15 protein-coding genes, 1 rRNA gene and 1 pseudogene are annotated in these 18,609 nt (G+C 46.8%); 1 reads left to right on the top strand and 16 read right to left on the bottom strand.

Features of this window, described 5'->3' with window-relative positions; all coding sequences use genetic code 11:
* The 8 genes from KP77_RS00445 to KP77_RS00410 form a co-directional block, all read right to left on the bottom strand.
* Window positions 1-82 (bottom strand): 16S ribosomal RNA (locus tag KP77_RS00445); the annotation flags it as partial.
* Window positions 83-492: 410 nt separating this feature from the next.
* Window positions 493-1,980, bottom strand: a complete 1,488-nt coding sequence (gene lysS / locus KP77_RS00440; RefSeq protein WP_041120802.1) for a lysine--tRNA ligase — start codon at window positions 1,978-1,980, stop codon at window positions 493-495.
* A 170-nt stretch (window positions 1,981-2,150) separates the two neighbouring features.
* Window positions 2,151-2,672 carry a 2-amino-4-hydroxy-6-hydroxymethyldihydropteridine diphosphokinase gene (gene folK, locus KP77_RS00435; RefSeq protein WP_041120801.1) on the bottom strand — a complete coding sequence of 174 codons (522 nt, stop codon included), beginning with the start codon at window positions 2,670-2,672 and terminating at the stop codon, window positions 2,151-2,153.
* On the bottom strand, window positions 2,673-3,035 hold the full coding sequence (folB, locus tag KP77_RS00430; protein WP_041120800.1) for a dihydroneopterin aldolase: 363 nt from the start codon (window positions 3,033-3,035) through the stop codon (window positions 2,673-2,675).
* A 1-nt stretch (window position 3,036) separates the two neighbouring features.
* Window positions 3,037-3,849: a dihydropteroate synthase gene (gene folP / locus KP77_RS00425; RefSeq protein ID WP_041120799.1), complete on the bottom strand. Its 813-nt coding sequence runs from the start codon at window positions 3,847-3,849 to the stop codon at window positions 3,037-3,039.
* Window positions 3,850-3,860: 11 nt separating this feature from the next.
* Window positions 3,861-4,703 (bottom strand): aminodeoxychorismate lyase, encoded by an 843-nt coding sequence (gene pabC, locus KP77_RS00420; RefSeq protein ID WP_041120798.1) that lies wholly within the window; start codon window positions 4,701-4,703, stop codon window positions 3,861-3,863.
* A complete protein-coding gene (gene pabA / locus KP77_RS00415; RefSeq protein WP_041120797.1) occupies window positions 4,700-5,290 on the bottom strand; it encodes an aminodeoxychorismate/anthranilate synthase component II in 591 nt (196 codons plus the stop codon). Before pabA ends, pabC begins: the two co-directional genes overlap by 4 nt.
* Entirely contained in the window at window positions 5,287-6,693 is a 1,407-nt protein-coding gene (locus tag KP77_RS00410) for an anthranilate synthase component I family protein (RefSeq protein WP_052473889.1), read from the bottom strand. The genes pabA and KP77_RS00410 overlap by 4 nt, the downstream gene beginning before the upstream one ends.
* A gap of 202 nt (window positions 6,694-6,895) precedes the next feature.
* Between KP77_RS00410 and murB the strand changes: the two are divergent.
* Window positions 6,896-7,795: pseudogene (murB, locus tag KP77_RS00405) on the top strand (UDP-N-acetylmuramate dehydrogenase); the annotation flags it as partial.
* Window positions 7,796-8,065: 270 nt separating this feature from the next.
* Here the strand turns inward: murB and cysK are convergent.
* The 8 genes from cysK to spoIIE all read right to left on the bottom strand — a co-directional run bounded on the left by cysK (window position 8,066) and on the right by spoIIE (window position 18,492).
* Window positions 8,066-8,989, bottom strand: coding sequence for a cysteine synthase A (gene cysK / locus KP77_RS00400; RefSeq protein ID WP_041120795.1), 924 nt, complete (start codon window positions 8,987-8,989; stop codon window positions 8,066-8,068).
* 87 nt (window positions 8,990-9,076) lie between these two features.
* A complete protein-coding gene (locus KP77_RS00395) occupies window positions 9,077-9,985 on the bottom strand; it encodes a peptidyl-prolyl cis-trans isomerase (RefSeq protein ID WP_041120794.1) in 909 nt (302 codons plus the stop codon).
* A gap of 3 nt (window positions 9,986-9,988) precedes the next feature.
* Window positions 9,989-10,867 carry an Hsp33 family molecular chaperone HslO gene (hslO, locus tag KP77_RS00390; RefSeq protein WP_041120793.1) on the bottom strand — a complete coding sequence of 293 codons (879 nt, stop codon included), beginning with the start codon at window positions 10,865-10,867 and terminating at the stop codon, window positions 9,989-9,991.
* Window positions 10,868-10,883: 16 nt separating this feature from the next.
* Complete coding sequence (locus tag KP77_RS00385; protein ID WP_041120792.1) at window positions 10,884-11,651, bottom strand: type III pantothenate kinase; 768 nt, start codon at window positions 11,649-11,651, stop codon at window positions 10,884-10,886.
* Window positions 11,652-11,945: 294 nt separating this feature from the next.
* Window positions 11,946-13,967: an ATP-dependent zinc metalloprotease FtsH gene (ftsH, locus tag KP77_RS00380; protein ID WP_041120791.1), complete on the bottom strand. Its 2,022-nt coding sequence runs from the start codon at window positions 13,965-13,967 to the stop codon at window positions 11,946-11,948.
* Between the two features lie 109 nt (window positions 13,968-14,076).
* Entirely contained in the window at window positions 14,077-14,625 is a 549-nt protein-coding gene (hpt, locus tag KP77_RS00375) for a hypoxanthine phosphoribosyltransferase (RefSeq protein ID WP_041120790.1), read from the bottom strand.
* A gap of 23 nt (window positions 14,626-14,648) precedes the next feature.
* A complete protein-coding gene (tilS, locus tag KP77_RS00370; protein WP_052473890.1) occupies window positions 14,649-16,013 on the bottom strand; it encodes a tRNA lysidine(34) synthetase TilS in 1,365 nt (454 codons plus the stop codon).
* Window positions 16,014-16,080: 67 nt separating this feature from the next.
* Entirely contained in the window at window positions 16,081-18,492 is a 2,412-nt protein-coding gene (spoIIE, locus tag KP77_RS00365) for a stage II sporulation protein E (RefSeq protein WP_052473888.1), read from the bottom strand.
* Window positions 18,493-18,609: the final 117 nt, after the last annotated feature.

The raw sequence follows: 18,609 nt of genomic DNA, 5'->3' as shown, positions 1-18,609 counted from the left end.
GCTCCTCATCTGTTCGCTCGACTTGCATGTATTAGGCACGCCGCCAGCGTTCGTCCTGAGCCAGGATCAAACTCTCCGTAAAGTGTTTGAAAAGCTCATTGTCTTTTTTGTTCGAAAAAGACTTAAAATCTTATAACGTTGACGTTTGGTTGTTTAGTTTTCAAGGTTCAAGTGCTTCTTTAAAAGTGTTTGTCGTTTTTGGCGACTCAGTTATCTTACCATGTCTTCCGACTTGATGTCAACAACTTTTTTCACTTTATTTTTTGTTGCTGCCGTGTGTTATCGCGGCAACGAATAATAATATATCACGGCATTTACAATGTGACAATAGTTTTTTATCAAAAAGGTTAAATTAATTTTAAGATTACATGATTCACTTTCGATTCAACTGGATTGAACAAGCTTTCAAACCATTACAAAGGCGATCTGCCTCAGTATTATGCTCACGCTCAAAAAGAAAAGCCGCTGCTTAAAAGCAGCGGCTCAAGTCATTTAGTCTCTATGACGCATCAGTGGGAATAACAGTACGTCTCTAATAGAAGGAGAATTCGTCAGCAGCATCACCAGACGGTCGATTCCGATTCCAAGTCCGCCTGTTGGTGGCATACCGTATTCAAGCGCTTCAATGAAATCGTCATCCATTTCATGCGCTTCATCGTTTCCTTCTGCCTTTTCTTTCATTTGTGCTTCAAAACGTTCACGCTGATCAATAGGATCGTTCAGCTCCGTGAAGGCATTTGCATGCTCACGGCCTACAATGAATAGTTCGAAGCGGTCAGTAAAACGCTCATCCTCAGGGTTCTTCTTCGCAAGAGGAGAGATCTCTACAGGATGACCGTAAATGAATGTTGGCTGAATAAGCGTTTCTTCTACTTTTTGTTCGAAGAATTCATTTACAATATGACCGTATTCCATATTGTCTTTTACATCAATCCCGTGTTCTTTCGCAAGTGCATGTGCTTCTTCATTGGACATCTCCTGCCAGAAGTCTACACCTGTTTCCTTTTTGATTGCATCTACCATATGGAGACGTGTCCATTTAGGTGTCAGGTCAACTTCGAATTCCCCGTAAGGAACGACTGTTGAGCCCAGAACTTCCTGTGCGATATGCGCAACCATGTTTTCAGTCAGGTCCATGATGTCATTGTAATCTGCATAAGCTTCATACAACTCAATCATTGTGAACTCAGGGTTGTGGCGCGTTGAGATCCCTTCATTACGGAATACGCGTCCGATTTCATACACCTTTTCAAGTCCGCCGACAATCAGGCGCTTAAGGTGGAGTTCAATTGCGATACGCATATAAAGTTCCATATCAAGTGCATTGTGGTGAGTGATAAACGGACGGGCTGCCGCTCCACCTGCGATTGAATGCAGCATTGGTGTTTCGACTTCAAGGTAGCCGTTGTTATCCAGGTAGCGTCTCATTGACTGGATGATCTTACTGCGTGCAATAAAAGTGTTTTTGCTGTCTTCGCTTGTAATCAGGTCAAGGTAACGCTGACGATAGCGCTGCTCAACGTCTTTTAAGCCGTGGAATTTTTCAGGCAGCGGACGAAGTGATTTTGATAAGAGTTCAAAGCTTGTCGCTTTAATAGAAAGCTCGCCTACTTTTGTACGGAAAACTGTTCCGTTTACTCCTACGATATCTCCAAGGTCAGCTGTATTGAAAAGTTCATACGCTTCTTCGCCTACTCCATCTTTACGGACATAAAGCTGAATCTGCCCCTGGAGATCCTGAATATGCGCAAAGCCTGCTTTTCCTTTACCACGCTTTGTCATGATACGGCCTGCTACTGTTACTTCGTGCGGTGTCTCATCAAGGTCTTCTTTTGACAGCTCTCCGAATTCGCTTTTGATTTCTTCTGAAGCGTGTGTACGGTCGAAACGTTTACCGAACGGGTCGTTCCCCTGTTCACGAATCGCTTCCATTTTTTCGCGTCTGACGCGGAACTGGTCATTAATTTCTTCCTGACTCATGTTCGTCACTCCTTTTACATTGTTTTATCTATGATTCAAATATTGTCTCTGATCTTTTTGAATACCTGTCTATTTTACACAATATATAACGCGCGTACACCCCTAAAGGCTTTTTTACTAGGATGACTTCTTCTGCATAAAAAAACTGCCCATGGGTCTCGGCAGTCTGGTTATAGTGCAAGGAAGCTTTCTTTATGCTGATGAACGGTTTCTTTCCATAAACGGACGCCTTCACTGCCAGTGTGATTGAGCAGTTCGCGAACCGACTTTTCTGACGCAGGGTGTACAGCTTCTGCGGCGATTTCATTCAGCGGGACAAGCACAAAGCTGCGTTCGCGCATATAGGGATGTGGCACGGTCAGCCTGTCTGATTGTATATTGTCTGAATGATAGAGCAGAATGTCAAGGTCTATCGTACGCGGACCCCAGTGGATTTTACGCTCCCGGCCAAGTGACTGCTCAATCCTCTGCGCTTCATCCAGCAGACTTTCAGCGGAAAGCTCTGTCTTCACTTCAGCAACTATATTTAAAAATACCTGCTGATCTGTAAAGCCGACCGGATCTGTTTCATAAATGGAGGATACTTTCGTTACTTCTATAGAAGGAGAAGCATCAAGCATCTTCACCGCTTCCTGAAGATTACGCTTTGTATCCCCGATATTTGAGCCAAGTGACAGATAGGCTGTAACCATTCAGTTTCTGCTCCGGGTCAGCTCTATGGCAACAGAGTTGTAGTGCCCCGGGATCGGCGGGTCAGGCTTCACAACTTCAATGGTTATACGGTCAAGAATATTAAACTCACTGAGCATACACGAAGCGATTCTGTCTGCTACTGCTTCCACAAGCTTCAGCGGCTCACCTTCCACGACTTCTTTGCATACGTTGTAGACGTCTGCGTAGTTAATGGAGTCATCCACATTATCTGACTCTGCAGATTTGGAAAGGTCCAGCTCGAGGATTGCATTCACACGAAAGCGCTGGCCAAGCTTTGTTTCTTCAGTAAAAACTCCGTGATAGCCGTAAAACTCCATTTCATTTACTTTAATTTTATCCATGTCACTCACCCTTTCCGATTAACGCATCCATTACACGACTCATGCGGACAATTTCTTTCACGTCATGAACACGGACAATGTGACAGCCCTTTTGTATACCGTAGCATACGGTTGCACCGGTTCCTTCTGTCCGCTCGTCTGCAGGCAGGTCCAGAATATTGCCGATCATTGACTTTCTGGATGTGCCGAGCAGCACAGGGTATCCCATCTCAACTATGCGGTCCACATGCCTTGTAACTTCAACGTTTTGTTCAAAAGTTTTTGCAAACCCTACACCCGGATCAAGCACGATCTGCTCTTCTCTGACGCCGGCATCCCGGGCAATTGCGACACTTTGCTCAAGGTCATTCACTACATCAGATAGAAAATGCTGATAATCACGCTTTTCCCGGTTATGCATCAAAATAATCGGAACGTTGTGCTGTGCAGCCACTTCAGCGATTTTTGGGTCATATTTCGCACCCCAGATATCATTAATGATATCTGCACCTGCTTTTACAGCGGCTTCAGCTGTCTGTGCTTTAAAAGTATCAATTGAAATGGGCAGGTCTACTTCGCGTTTAACCGCTTCAATCACCGGCACGACCCGCTCAATTTCTTCTTCTATCGATACAGGTGTATAGCCGGGTCTCGTTGACTCTCCTCCGATATCAATGATGTCAGCACCTTCAGCAGCCATCTGTTTTGCATGGGCAACTGCCGCTTCAACTGTGTTGTATCTACCCCCATCAGAAAATGAATCGGGCGTGGCATTTAAAATCCCCATAACATATGTTTTTTTCTTAAAATCCAGCGTATAAGCGCCAGCTTTCATGTTCTTTCACCTCATTCAACTGATTCAATGTGCAGCCTGGTCTTATTTTTATATAGATGCTTTAACCTGCTGCATACAGGACCGCTGTCAGGAAACTCCCGCTCTTCAAATTGTGTGATCGGCACCACTTCCTGAATGGAGTTAGACACGAACCATTCACTGGCACCTTCAGCATCTGACTGCGTGAAGCGGCCTTCCCGAACCGGAATGCCTTCAGCACGTGCGAGTGAGAGGACCATTTTTCGCGTGACGCCTGCAAGCATACCTGTTGTTACGTCCGGTGTGTAAAGCGTGTCACCCTTTACCCAGTACACGTTAGAGGCAAGCCCTTCAGAGATCATTCCGTCCGCTGTCAGGAAAATCCCTTCTGTTTTTGCATCAGGCACTTCTCTTCTTGCAGCAAGGTTATTAAAATAATGATGCGATTTCAATCTGACAGCAGTTTCCGGTGTGTTACGGGGCAGCTTGATCCACTGCGCATGACGCTCAGCCGGTGGTGCAGCGAGCGGCTTTTGTAAAAGCATCACCAACGGGCGCGTATAAGGAGACGGGTCAAGCCCTATTTCCCGCTCACCAGCAGACACATTCAGACGGAAGTATCCATCCTCCCCGCCGTTTGCCACTCTCAGTTCTTCAATCATCTGCATGACCGATGCTGTGCTCAGTTCAGCCTGGATATTCATCTGATCCAGTGCAAACTGAAGCCTCTTTATATGATCTCCAATTAAAAACGGAAAACCATCATACGTCCGAAACGTCTCAAAGACGCCCATTCCATACAAAAAGCCGTGATCAAACGGCGAAATACGCGCATCAGCTTCCTCTATGACCTGTCCATCCAGCCAGAGTTTCATACACGCTCAGCCTCATGGACACGGTAGGCATTGAGAAAATTCTGCAGCAGCTTCTTACCCTGGTCTGTCATAATCGATTCCGGATGAAACTGCACGCCTTCAACCGCGAGCTCTGTATGACGGATGCCCATGATCTCCCCCTGATCCGTCCAGGACGTAATCAGCAGCTCATCAGGCAGCGTATGCTTCTCCACAATCAGTGAATGATAGCGCGTTGCAGTAAACGGCATCGGCAAGTCTTTGTAGACACCTTTACCATCATGGTACATATCTGAGGTTTTCCCGTGCATCAGCCGCGTTGCGCGGACAACGTTGCCGCCAAATACCTGTGCAATCGACTGGTGACCGAGGCATACCCCCAAGATCGGAATCTTACCTGCAAATGTGCGGATCGCTTCAAGACTGATACCCGCTTCATCCGGACTGCACGGCCCCGGTGAGATCATCAGAAAGTCAGGGTTCATCTGTGTAATTTCATCAATGGTGATCTCATCATTACGCTTTACAACAAGCTCTTCTCCAAGCTCCCCTAAGAACTGAACGAGGTTATAGGTAAATGAATCATAGTTATCAATCATCAAAATCACTGCGTGGTCACTCCTTCCGCCTGATCTTTCGCCTGCCAGAGCGCACGCGCTTTTTTCAGCGATTCTTTATACTCTCTATTCGGGTGGGAATCAATCACAACGCCGGCACCTGCCTGGACGTAGGCCTGTCCATCTTTGACAAGCATCGTGCGGATCACGATATTAAGCTCGAGGTCCCCGTTAAAGCCGATCCAGCCGATTGAGCCTGTATACAGCCCTCTTCTGACCGGTTCGAGTTCTTCGATGATCTCCATGGTACGGACTTTCGGCGCTCCCGTAATGGTCCCTCCCGGAAATACAGCCCTGATGACATCCGCTTCATCATACTTTTCATCCAGTGTCCCGCGGACGTTGGATACGATATGCATCACGTGTGAATACTTTTCAATCACCATGAATTCATTGACTTCAACGCTGCCATATTTGCTCACTCTGCCAAGGTCGTTGCGCTCAAGGTCTACAAGCATCACATGTTCAGCACGTTCTTTTTCGTTATGAATCAATTCATTTGCAAGCGACTGATCCTCTTCAGGCGTCTTCCCGCGTGAGCGTGTTCCGGCAATCGGCCGTGTGCTGAGCTCTGTTCCGGCTTTTTTCACCAAAAGCTCCGGTGATGCAGACGCAATCTGCATATCAGGTAAATGCAGGTAAGACATATACGGTGAAGGGTTCAGCTTCCGCACCTCTTCATATACATCAGCAGCTTTTACAGCAAGCGGTTTGGATTGGCGAACAGACAGATTCACCTGGAAGACATCACCCTGGGCGATATACGTGCGGATTGCTTCCGCCGCCTCACAAAACGATGCTTCCTCCATTGACACCGTCATGTCATCAGACGGGTTAACCGGCACAGACCGCTCAGGCGCTTCCTGAGAAAATGATTCCTTCCACTGTTTGATCAGCTGCTCAAGCTTTGCATCAGCTGGCTCCTCATAATGATGAAGAATCATAAAGTAAAGCGTATCTGTCTGATGGTCAAATACCATCCACTCATCAAACATTAAAAAGCAGACATCCGGCAGATCGAGGTCATCTGCTGCGGACTCAGGCAGCTTTTCAATCGAGCGGACATAATCATAGCTGATATAACCGATCGCACCACCCTGAAAATCCGGCAGCTCAGGATTTGGTTCAGTGCGGTACGGTGCCATCCAGTCAAGCAGACTTTTCAGCACGTCCCCCTCGAACACCGTTTCTTCCCCATTTTCGACAACAGAAAGGCGGTCCTCTTTCCCGCTCGCCCAGGCAAACGGTTTAACACCGGCAATACTGTACCGGCCGCCTCTGCCACTTTCTAAAAACAGGTAGCGCTCTTCATGCTCAGCCATTTTCTGAGCTGTATAATAAAACGTATCTAACGTTGTTTTTGTGGTTTGATAAGTAATTGTGTATGAACTCAAGAAGTTTCACTCCCAGTAAGCAGACTCTTCCTCAATCATACACGAAACAATTCATCAGGTGGTACACGGACATCTGATAAAAAATTGACGTTTACGCTGAATTTCCATATACTTTATTCATTAAAGCAGCTCCTTTTGCCAGGCTCTTTTCTGGAGGAGGAGCTTTTGTATGTAAATGACGAACGTCCCTTGCAAACTGTGACTATACTTACAGAAAGCAGAAACACACAGGAGGCACAATATGATTCAAAAGAATGTACCTTTGAAAGATTATACGTATACAAAAATCGGCGGGAATGCAGATTACCTTGCGATTCCTGAGTCAATTGAAGAATTGACGAAAGCCGTTACCTTTGCAAAAAAGAATAACCTGCCATGGATGGTGCTCGGCAACGGATCAAACGTATTGATTCAGGACGGCGGCATTGAAGGGCTTGTTATTTTAACAACGTCACTGACGAATATGACGATTGAGCATCAGCTGATCACAGTAGAAGCAGGTGCCCCAATCATCGAAGTATCAAGAACCGCACACGACCACTCACTCAGCGGACTCGAATTCGCATGCGGAATCCCGGGAAGCGTAGGCGGCGCAGTCTATATGAATGCCGGTGCGTACGGCGGCGAAATCAAAGATGTCTGTACACACGTGACCGTCCTCACCCCTGAAGGCGAAGTAAAAAGACTGCCTGCTGAAGAAATGGCGTTTGATTACCGTACAAGTGCAATCCCGGAGAAAAACTGGATCGTACTTGAAGCGGAATTCGTTCTTGAAGAAGGCGAGCAGCACGTCATCAAAGCAAAAATGGATGAGCTCACTTATCTGCGGGAGTCCAAGCAGCCGCTTGAATATCCATCATGCGGCAGCGTATTCAAAAGACCGCCGGGCCACTTCGCCGGAAAACTGATTCAGGACGCAAACCTGCAGGGTGTTCAGATCGGCGGCGCCCAGGTATCACTGAAGCATGCCGGCTTTATCGTGAATAAAGGCGATGCAACAGCAAAAGATTATCTGAATCTTGTGCAGCACGTGCAGAAAACAGTTAAAGAGAAGTTTGGCGTTGATTTGGAAAAGGAAGTCCGCGTAATCGGGCGGGCATAATGTGAAGACCGGAATTTGTCCTTTTAGGATGAGTTCCGGTTTTTTACTGCGGAGTCGGGATGGCGGTGGGCAGGATGACGGCATAGGTCAAAAGATACTATGTGGCGAACATGGAGCTGCAAACGTCGAACACCATGGGTTTTACGCCGAACCATCCGTCTTATCCACCGAACACGGGCGGGCATAACGCGAACACCGCGGGTTTACCCTCGAACCACCATTACACGACCCAACAAAAAAACAGCCCCCGCCAAGGGACTGCTCTCACCATTAATCTTCAAACTGATAAAGCGGTGTGCTCAGGTAACGTTCGCCGTTACTCGGAATCACAGCCAGCACTTTTTTACCTTTACCCATCTTCTTCGCCACTTCAAGCGCTGCATAGATCGCTGCACCTGACGAAATACCGCCGAGGATGCCTTCTTCACGGGCAGCTCTTCTGGCTGTTTCAAATGACTGCTCATTTGTCACCTGAATGACTTCATCGTAAATTTTAGTGTCCAAGATATCCGGGACGAAGCCTGCACCGATTCCCTGGATTTTATGAGGGCCGGGGTTCCCGCCTGACAGAATTGCTGAGTCCGCAGGCTCTACTGCATAGATTTTTACGTCTTTGTAGTGATCTTTAAGTACCTGACCTGCACCTGTAATCGTTCCCCCAGTTCCGATGCCTGATACAAATGCATCAAGCTGATCCATCTGTTCCACGATTTCTTTACCTGTTGTGCGGCGGTGGATTTCAGGGTTTGCTTCATTTTTGAACTGCTGAGGCATAAAGTAACCTTTTTCCTCTGCCAGCTCTTCAGCTTTTTTAATCGCACCCTTCATGCCGTCCGGTCCCGGTGTAAGGACAAGCTCTGCTCCATAAGCGCGAAGCAGGTTTCTTCTTTCCATACTCATCGTCTCAGGCATGACCAGTACTGAGCGGTAGCCTTTTGCTGCGGCAATCATCGCAAGACCAATTCCAGTGTTCCCACTTGTCGGCTCGATGATTGTGTCGCCTTCTTTCAGATTACCATCGCGTTCTGCCGCTTCAATCATTGAAAGGGCAATACGGTCTTTCACACTGCTGCCTGGATTCATATACTCCAGCTTCAGGTAGACCTCTGCTGAGTTTTCATCTGGCAGCCGGTTCAGTTTAACGATCGGTGTCTGACCTACTAATTCAGAAATATTATTTGCAATGCGTACCATTTTACCTCACTCCTAATCCCTAGTAATGTGATCGGTTTAACATAATGCAAATGTAACAAGAGAACTGTTAAATTTCAACTATTTTGATTATTCGGCAGGGCCGTAGAACCAGTCGATTGAATAGTCATCCCAGAAAGATTCTGCTGTCACAGGCGTTGTCATTTTTTCAAGCGCCAGCTGACGTTCAATTTTCCCGCGGACTTCTTCAAATTCGAATTTCACCCCGGGGACCGTTTCGTGAACGAAAAGAATGGTGTACCCGTTTGGTGTCTGAAAAGCATCCGTATATTCACCCGGCGACACGCTGGCGGCAGCATCCAAAACAGCTGCATCAACTGACTCCGTATTTTCCGGAATAAATCCCAGCTGCCCGCCCTGGCTTGCCGTAACAGGATCGATCGAGCGCTCTCTTGCCACAGCTTCAAATGAGGAACCGTTTTCAAGTTCTTCCATGGCTTTCGCAGCATCTTCAGCTGTCGGCAGCACAATCTGTGATAGTCTGTACATCTCAGGTACTGAATAGAGTTCTTCATTTTCATCGTAATATGTACGAAGATCTTCTTCGGAAATTTCTGCTTCAGTTGCAATCAGCTTTTCGAGTATCAGATCTGTTTTCAGCTCTTCTTTCAGTACACTTTCATTCGGAAGAGATGCCTGATCATAGACATTGAGAACTGATCGCAGCATAGACAGTTCCTGATCAAGTTCTTCTTCTGACACAGCGACATCATATTTATCAGCTGACTGCTCCATGACTGACTGATTGATCAGCTGCTGGAGAATTTCTTTTCCATGGCGCACTTCAATTGCGTGCAGCCATTCCTGACGCGTGATTTCTTCATCACCGACCTGAGCCACCACCTCTGCCTCAGCATCAGGTGGTGCTCCGTCTTTTGTGATCCAGCCAATCAGGAAAATCAGATTCGTCACCATCAGAAAACCAATGATATATAAAAGCGGCTTAGCTTTAAGTCGTCTTTTACGAATCTCAGCCATCTCCTAGTTAGCCTCTTCTGAAAAAGCTTCTAATTCTTCTTTCGTATACTCATACTTTTCGCGGCAGAAGTGGCACTCTGCTTCTGCTTTTCCGTCTTCTTCGATCATTGCACGGATTTCTTCTTTGCCAAGACCGATAATGGCATTGCCAAAGCGTTCTTTGGAACAGTTACATTCAAAAGCAACTGGCATAGAATCCAGAATTCTGACGTTTCCTTCACCAAGGACAGTGTCCAGCACCTGCTCAGGAGCAAGACCTTCCTGGATCATTTTAGATACAGGCGGAATCGTGCCGAGGCGCTTCTCAATCTTTTCAATCGTTTCCTCATCCGCACCAGGCATCAGCTGAATGATGAAGCCGCCCGCTGCTAAAATGGTATTATCCGGATTGACAAGGACGCCAACGCCAACAGATGATGGCACCTGTTCTGACGATGCAAAGTAGTACGTGAAATCTTCACCAATTTCACCTGAGACAATCGGTACCTGACCTGTGAAGTTATCACGCATACCAAGATCTTTTACGATCGTCAGTGTTCCTTCAGTACCGACAACACCTTTTACATCAAGCTTCCCCTGCTCATTCAGGTCTTTATGCGTCTGAGGATTTGTGACGTAACCTCTTACCTCACCTTTAGCATTACTATCAACGAGGATCATGCCAAGCGGACCGTTTCCTTCGACTTTCACCGTAAGTTTATTGTCGCCTTTAAGCATTGCACCCATCATGACACCTGCAGTCATCGCTCTGCCAAGCGCAGCAGAAGCAGTCGGCCACGTGTAGTGACGGTCCTGCGCTTCCTGCACAGCAGCTGTCGTATTTACAGCATATGCACGCACCTGGTCATTATAAGCAAGCGCGCGTACCATATAATCTTTCATGTTAAAAAATCTCCTTTCATTCAACGTTGCGTTTGTATATTAACTGAAGTCCTTTTAATGTTAAAAACGGATCAACAATATCTATAATATCTGATTCCTTGGCAATAAGTGAAGCAAGACCGCCTGTAGCAATGACAGTTACGTGCTCACCCGCTTCTTTTTTCATACGTGAAACGATGCCTTCAACCTGCCCCACATAGCCATAAACAATACCTGCCTGCATTGCAGAAACCGTACTTTTCCCCACGACCATTTCAGGACGGGCAATTTCAATACGTGGAAGTTTGGCTGCTTTTGCATACAGCGCTTCAGTTGAGATCCCAATACCCGGAGCGATCACACCGCCCATGTATTGACGATTTTTATTGATATAGCAATAAGTCGTCGCCGTCCCAAAATCTACAATAATTAATGAGCCGCCATGCTCTTTAATACCAGCGACCGCATTAACAATTCTATCTGCTCCGACTTCTTTCGGATTATCATATTTAATATTCAGACCTGTCTTCATGCCCGGACCGACAACAAGCGGCTTCAGGTGGAAATACTTCTGACTCATTCTTTCAAGTGGAAACATGACAGGCGGTACAACAGAGGAGATAATAATCCCGTCGAAATCAGAAAATGTTAATCCGACATGCTCAAACAGATTCTTCACAAGCATGCCATACTCATCTTCCGTTTTATGACGGTTTGTCTCCACACGCCAGTGGTAGCGGAGCTCCTCTCCCTCATACACACCTAAAACTGTGTTGGTATTCCCAACATCCAATACAAATAACATCTATATTCACCACGCCTTATTAGGGTATACACTGAAATTATTTTACCATATTCTGAAATGGGTGCGGGTGCATTAATGGTAGAAGCCTGTCATAACAATTGTGACCGGTAAACGGCTGAATGTGACCGAAAAGTCGTTGTTGGTGACCCGCAAATAACAAATACCGACCGGAAAACACACTGTTCTGACCTGTAAAAGCAAGCCAGGGTAGCCTGACTATACGCCCTCAATTCGTCAAAAAATCCGCGGCCCCGTTTACGCGGAACCGCGGATCCTGCACCTTAGATCAGGTGATTATTCTTTATTTCGCTGATCCTCTTCAGAAGGCGTACCCTCTTTAGATTCTTTCAGAAGATCTTCTGAAGATTTCTCTTCTTTATTGATCTCCTCATCAGTCGTAACAGATGTTTCTTCTGATTCAAGCTCTTTTGACTCATCTGTAATATCTTTGCGATTATTGTCGTCATCATGACCGTAGTCACGCTCCGGCAATTTCCCGTGATCCACAAGGTGTCTGATCTGCTCAGCATCAAGTGTTTCAATATCAAGAAGTGTCTCAGCTACAAGCTCAAGCTTTTCACGGTTCTCTGTAAGAATCGTCTTCGCTCGTGCATAGCACTCTTTAATAATACGCTGAATTTCTGTATCAATATCATAAGCGATCTGATCAGAATAGTTCTGTTCACTGTTGAAGTCACGGCCAAGGAATACCTGACCCTGTGCCTGACCGAACTGAAGCGGTCCGAGCTTATCACTCATACCAAATTCAGTTACCATGCGGCGGGCAATGCCTGTCGCACGCTGGAAGTCATTATGCGCACCAGTTGATACTTCTCCGAAGATAATATCCTCCGCCACACGACCACCAAGAAGGCCTGTGATTTTATCCAGCAATTCAGGTTTTGTCATGAAGTAGCGATCCTCTTTCGGAAGCATAACGGCATAACCGCCAGCCTGGCCACGAGGGACAATCGTTACTTTATGAACCATATCGGCTTCATCGAGTACCACCCCGATAATTGTATGGCCTGCTTCGTGGAAGGCAACAATTTTTCTCTCTTTTTGAGAGATCACGCGGCTCTTCTTCGCAGGACCGGCAATAACGCGGTCTGTTGCTTCATCGATATCGCCCATATCAATTTTCTTCTTATCACGACGCGCTGCGACAAGGGCAGCTTCATTCAGCAGGTTCTCAAGGTCTGCACCAGAGAAGCCCGGTGTGCGCTGGGCAATCGCTTTAAGATCGATGTTTTCAGCAAGCGGTTTGTTTCTTGCATGAACCTTCAGGACAGCTTCACGACCTGTTACATCAGGGCGGTCTACTGTGATCTGGCGGTCAAAACGGCCAGGACGCAGTAATGCAGGGTCCAGGATGTCAGGTCTGTTTGTTGCTGCGATCATAATGATTCCTTCGTTACCGGCGAAACCATCCATCTCAACAAGAAGCTGGTTCAACGTCTGCTCACGTTCATCGTGTCCACCGCCAAGACCTGCGCCACGCTGACGTCCAACTGCATCAATTTCATCAATGAAGATGATACATGGTGCGTTTTTCTTCGCATTTTCAAACAGGTCACGTACACGTGATGCCCCGACACCGACAAACATCTCAACGAAGTCTGAACCGGAGATCGAGAAGAATGGTACGCCTGCTTCACCTGCTGCCGCACGGGCAAGAAGTGTTTTACCGGTACCCGGAGGCCCGACAAGCAGAATCCCTTTAGGAATACGTGCACCAACATCAGTAAATTTACGGGGATCCTTTAGGAAGTCAACAACTTCGACAAGTTCCTGCTTCTCTTCGTCAGCCCCTGCAACGTCCTTAAAGCGGACTTTTTTCTTTTCTTCAGTATAAAGCTTCGCCTTGCTCTTACCAAAGTTCATGACACGGCCACCGCCGCCTCCCTGAGCCTGGTTAAGCAGGAAGAAGAATAGAATGAAGATGATCACAAATGGAATAATCGTTGTCAGGAATGTTACCCAGCCGCTTGTTTCAGGGGCTTTAAGCACATTCACCTCAGTATTATTCGCCTGTGCTACTTCATCAATTGTTTCTAGTGCTGAACTTTCAAATGGAATATTTGTAAGGAAATACTCAGCTTCTTCATAGCCTTCGAGCTGTCCGCGCACATTGTACACGCTTCTGTCAGGCTGGATTTCAATCTCCGTTACTTCCCCACTGTCCAGTGCATTTAAAAATTCACCATATGTGAGTTCCTCATTTGGCTGGTTCCCATTATTAAATAGGCCAATAATACCAATAATGACGAGGAAAATAATCAAATAAAATATCGTATTTCGAAATATACGGTTCATCCCTTACCTCCTCCCACGGTCAAGAAAACTAATACCAATACTATCACAGTAAAATAAAGAGTGACAACCAATAAGCCTGCTCACAGCATGCTCTGCCTTCAACTCTATTTTACTCGGAATCTGTATAAATTTCAGGCTTCAGTACACCGATGTATGGGAGGTTACGATAACGTTCCGCATAGTCAAGTCCATATCCTACAACAAACTCATCCGGCACAATGAATCCAACATAATCTGCTTTGATGTCAGCCTTACGTCCGCTTGGCTTATCAAGCAGGGTCACAATTTTGATTGATTTTGCTTTACGGTACTTGAACAGATCAACAAGATAATTCAGTGTCAGTCCGCTGTCGATGATATCTTCAAGGATCAGAATGTCACGGCCTTCCACCTTCGTGTTCAGATCTTTGACAATCTTTACTTCACCTGAAGAAACCGTTGAGTTCCCGTAGCTTGAAACATCCATGAAATCCATCTCAAGATATACATCCATACGCTTGATCAGATCAGCCATAAAAGGCATAGCACCTTTTAGCACGCCGATTGCAAGCGGATATTTGTCCTGATACTCAGCTGTCAGCTCAGTGCCAAGCTCCTTGATTTTTTCCTGAAGCTGTTCCTCGGTATACAATACTTTCTCGATGTCTTTATTTAACACGAACAATGTCCTCCTAGAAGATCCTAATAGTAAATTAACGTATATGCAGCAGGTTTTCCGTCAGACGGCGCTTTGCGCAGTCCCGGAAGCCAAAGTACCTTTCCGTCAGCGTCCGTGATAACCGGGTGCTGATGGCGCAGATGCACAGGTACCTTCTTTTCTATAAAGACATCTTTTATCTTCTTAGACCCGTTGCCATGGGGCAGCTGTATCCTGTCACCCTCCCTGCGGCTTCTCACCGTCAGCGGCATGGATGATTCAGATACATAGATCAGGTCCAGATACGGCTTAGCCGGCACGAACTCTCCGCTCCGCACTTCAAGCTGATGTCCATCAGGCAGATCCGTCAGCTGCGCCTTATCTATTGTAAAAGTGTAAGGCTGAGCTTTTGTTTCACGCTGAAAATGAAAATAACCGTCTTCATATGATCGGGTTACAGTCAGTGATTCAGGCAGGTGAAGATCCCCGGACGGATGCGCTTGTTTCAGCAGATCGAGTATCGCGCGCGTATGCGCTGAAGATAATGATGTGGGTACTTTTGCATACAGATAATTTAATATTAGATGAATCATTCTTCTTTGTAAAGGAAGACCATAACTCCGAAATTTTTCTACTGAAAGATGCAAACGTTCACGTGACTTTGAAAGGCACACATCACCCAGTGCTTTTTCAGCCTGGTCCTCAAGATACGCCTGATCTTCACTAAGCTCTTCAGAAAAGCGTCCAAACGCCTCATGAAGGAGCGGATTCTCTTTTTTCAAGAGAGGAATCACATGATTTCTCAGACGGTTTCTCGTATATGCATCACGCTCATTGGTCGGATCTCTTCTCGGATTCAGGTGATGCTGTTCACAATATTGTTCGATTTCACTTTTAGTCACAGCTAAAAAAGGCCGCACTAACTTTCCAGGCGCAAAATTTCTGACAGGTTGGATACCGGCAGCTCCACGCATAGAGGTGCCGCGCATCAGCCTGAATAAAATCGTCTCAACCTGGTCATCTGCGTGCTGACCTGTCATGAACACACCTGCACCTGTCTCAGTCATTATTTTTTCAAAATAGTCATAGCGGACTTTTCGTGCGGCCTCCTGCACACCTTCCCCGGTCTGATGCATTCTTTCCTTCACATTCGCTTTTAATAAGTAAAATGGAAGGTCATGCTTTTGGCAGAACGCTTCAGTAAACGCAGCATCTTCTGCAGAACCATCTCTTAATCCATGGTCAACGTGCACTGCTGCAAGCTTTACATTCAGACCGCTATGCAGGACAAAATGAAGAAGCGCGAGCGAATCCGGTCCGCCCGAGACACCAATCAGCACATGGTCCCCCGGTGAGACCAGCTGATGCTCACTGCAATACCTCATCACTTTCAGTTGAAATTCATCCATACTGATACCCTTTCTGATCCTTTGTTTCTCATTAGTATACAGGAAGACAGAGAGGGTCATGCAAATCTTATCCTGTGTTCCTTTTTAAAGGAATCGCTGCCCACTTCGGCAGCTGATGATCCACTTTTACAGCCACTACTGTCATATCATCATTGATTGACCCGCCTGCTGCCCGCACGGCGGCTTCTACAAGTAAATCAGCAGCTTCCTGAGGATCAGTTGTCACAAGCTCTGAGATCTGACGCCGCATCCACCTCTCCGGATTCTCAATAGAGCGCAGGCCATCCATCAGCCCGTCGCTCATCATAAACAGCATATCTCCAGCCTTTAACTGACACTCAAGCACGTCCATCTCCATTTCATGAAAGAAACCAAGTGGCAGATTGGCAGCTTCAATCATCTGAATCTGCCTGCCGCGCTTCACATAACTCGGGACAGCCCCCACCTTTAAAAACCTTGCCCCTGCATGCTGAAGGTCAATCATTGCCAGATCAACAGTTGAATACATATCACCCGTTCTTTTTGCAGTTAAAATAGAATTCACCGATTTGATCGCCAGTTCTTCTTCTATACCCGCCTTTAGCATTTCCTCTAACAGGCCAATCGTTTCCTCACTTTCCTTTCTGGCTTTCTGACCATTGCCCATCCCGTCACAAATCGCAGCGGCAAACTTACCTTCGTGAATTGGCACAGCGGTACAGCTGTCGCCTGATACAAGTCCTCCTGCATAGGCAGCATGCGCGACACCTGATTGAACCAGGAAGGCTTTAGCGGACCGGAAAGTGGCGGCTGTACCGTAATACGGCGGCGGAAGGTCCCCTTTTTGATAGACCACCACCGTTTCATGCAAAATAGATGACAGCATTGGCGCTATCAGCTTGTCACATTCACCGTGCTTTTCCTGAAACGGCAGCAAAATATCCAGATCCACCCTTCCTGTTTCCAGACAATGAATCGTTACCTGATCCGCCCGCACGCCATACTCCTGCAGTTCCTCCACGATTTTCTCTTCCTGCTCATCATTTTGCCTCGTCTCGCGCTGAAGCTCGCTTGCGAATTGATTCATGACATCCGCAAGCCCTGAAAGCTGTCTGGCGACAAACCGGTTTCCTTCCTGCATATGCTGCTGCATCAGCTGACTGACTGCCTTTTCCTGATGGTGCCGCTCAAACTCCTGCTTCATCAAAACGGATTTTACACAGTACGAAGTCCAGTCAGATTCAGGCTCACCCCTGGTTGCAAGCGAGGTCATCCATTCATATGTACGGTCAAAATGTTCAGACCAGCAGAATTCTTTTCTGAAACAATGATCACACGTCTGCTGCGTGACTTGTCCAATCAGCTGATCAGACGCGCCTTCAAATTCTGCTGCTGGCGGCTCAGTATCAGAAAAGCTGTCAGATAGCTTTTTGAAAACAGCTGAAAAATGCTCCACCTTTTCAGCCGTCGCGTCCCTCACGTTTTTGGCATACTGCTGCTGTTCTTCTGCATATTCTTCAGAACCGGGGATGTGCCGCGCTAAAGCACGCACCCATACTGAAGGCGTCAGAAAAAGAAGCAGCGCAGCTACTGCAGATTCATATAATGAGAATTCAAGACGTAAAGGATTCTCCATCATCAAGCCAGTCAGCAGCGTTGCAAGCATTAAGCCAATCACCACGCCCACACGCCCACCACTTTTTAACAGACCGCCAAGAAGCCCTGCTACCGCTAACAGTGCCACTTCCGGAATAAATGCAAATGAAGCCAGGCAGAACAAAAGCCCGATCACAACACCTGAGGTAGACCCGACAAGTGCCCCTGCTGAAAGTGCAGCAGCCAGTACAACATAACGCGCGGCCACGTGACTGATGACCAGATCGCCCGCCATGAGTCCTGTCAGGCCCAGCGCAATGCAGGCGGCCAGTACAGATAGCGCAACAAGTTCTTCATGGGAATAAGCGCTTCGCCTTCCCTTTGTTAATACGAGAAAACTCTGCAGAAAGATCAGCAGCAGAACACCAGTCATCGCGGCTTCTGCCAGAATATAAAATCCTGTCATCCAGTCAAGCGGCTGAAGCGCCCAGGTATAGAGCGTTCTGACAACACCAGTGACAGCCGCTGCCAGGCCGGCTGCAACAAACTGGTTACCCGCATACTTTCTGAGCAAACCGAAGCTGACATAGTAAAGCAGCAGGATCGTAGCTGTATACAGGCCGGGAAGCAGACCAAGTGCAGCAGCCCCTGCTGTTAAGCCGGCAAATGTATAAGGAGACTTCTGGCGCTGCATGATCATCACTGCAGCAAAAAACGGCAGTGCAAACGGCATAAACTGAACCATCACCACTGCACGGCCAAGCATAAACCCTGCCAGCAGATGAAAGATTCCTTTGTCATACAACCATTTCATCACATTCAGTTTCCTGCCTTCTTTTTTTCTTGATCTGTTCAGAGCGAGCGCGTTTGTCAGTTCAAAATTTGCTTCATGCACATTTGCCATCTTGCAGGTCCACTCCTTCATTTCTTATTGCGCCTATTATAAAAAGATCAGAACGAAAGAGTTTGTCAAAATAGCATAGCCGGCACACAAAAATGTTCGACGGATTCCTGCGAAAAG

The sequence above is a fragment of the Jeotgalibacillus alimentarius genome (genome assembly GCF_000829445.1).
Classification (GTDB): domain Bacteria; phylum Bacillota; class Bacilli; order Bacillales; family Jeotgalibacillaceae; genus Jeotgalibacillus; species Jeotgalibacillus alimentarius.
This window is presented reverse-complemented; position numbering and strand designations above follow the sequence as displayed.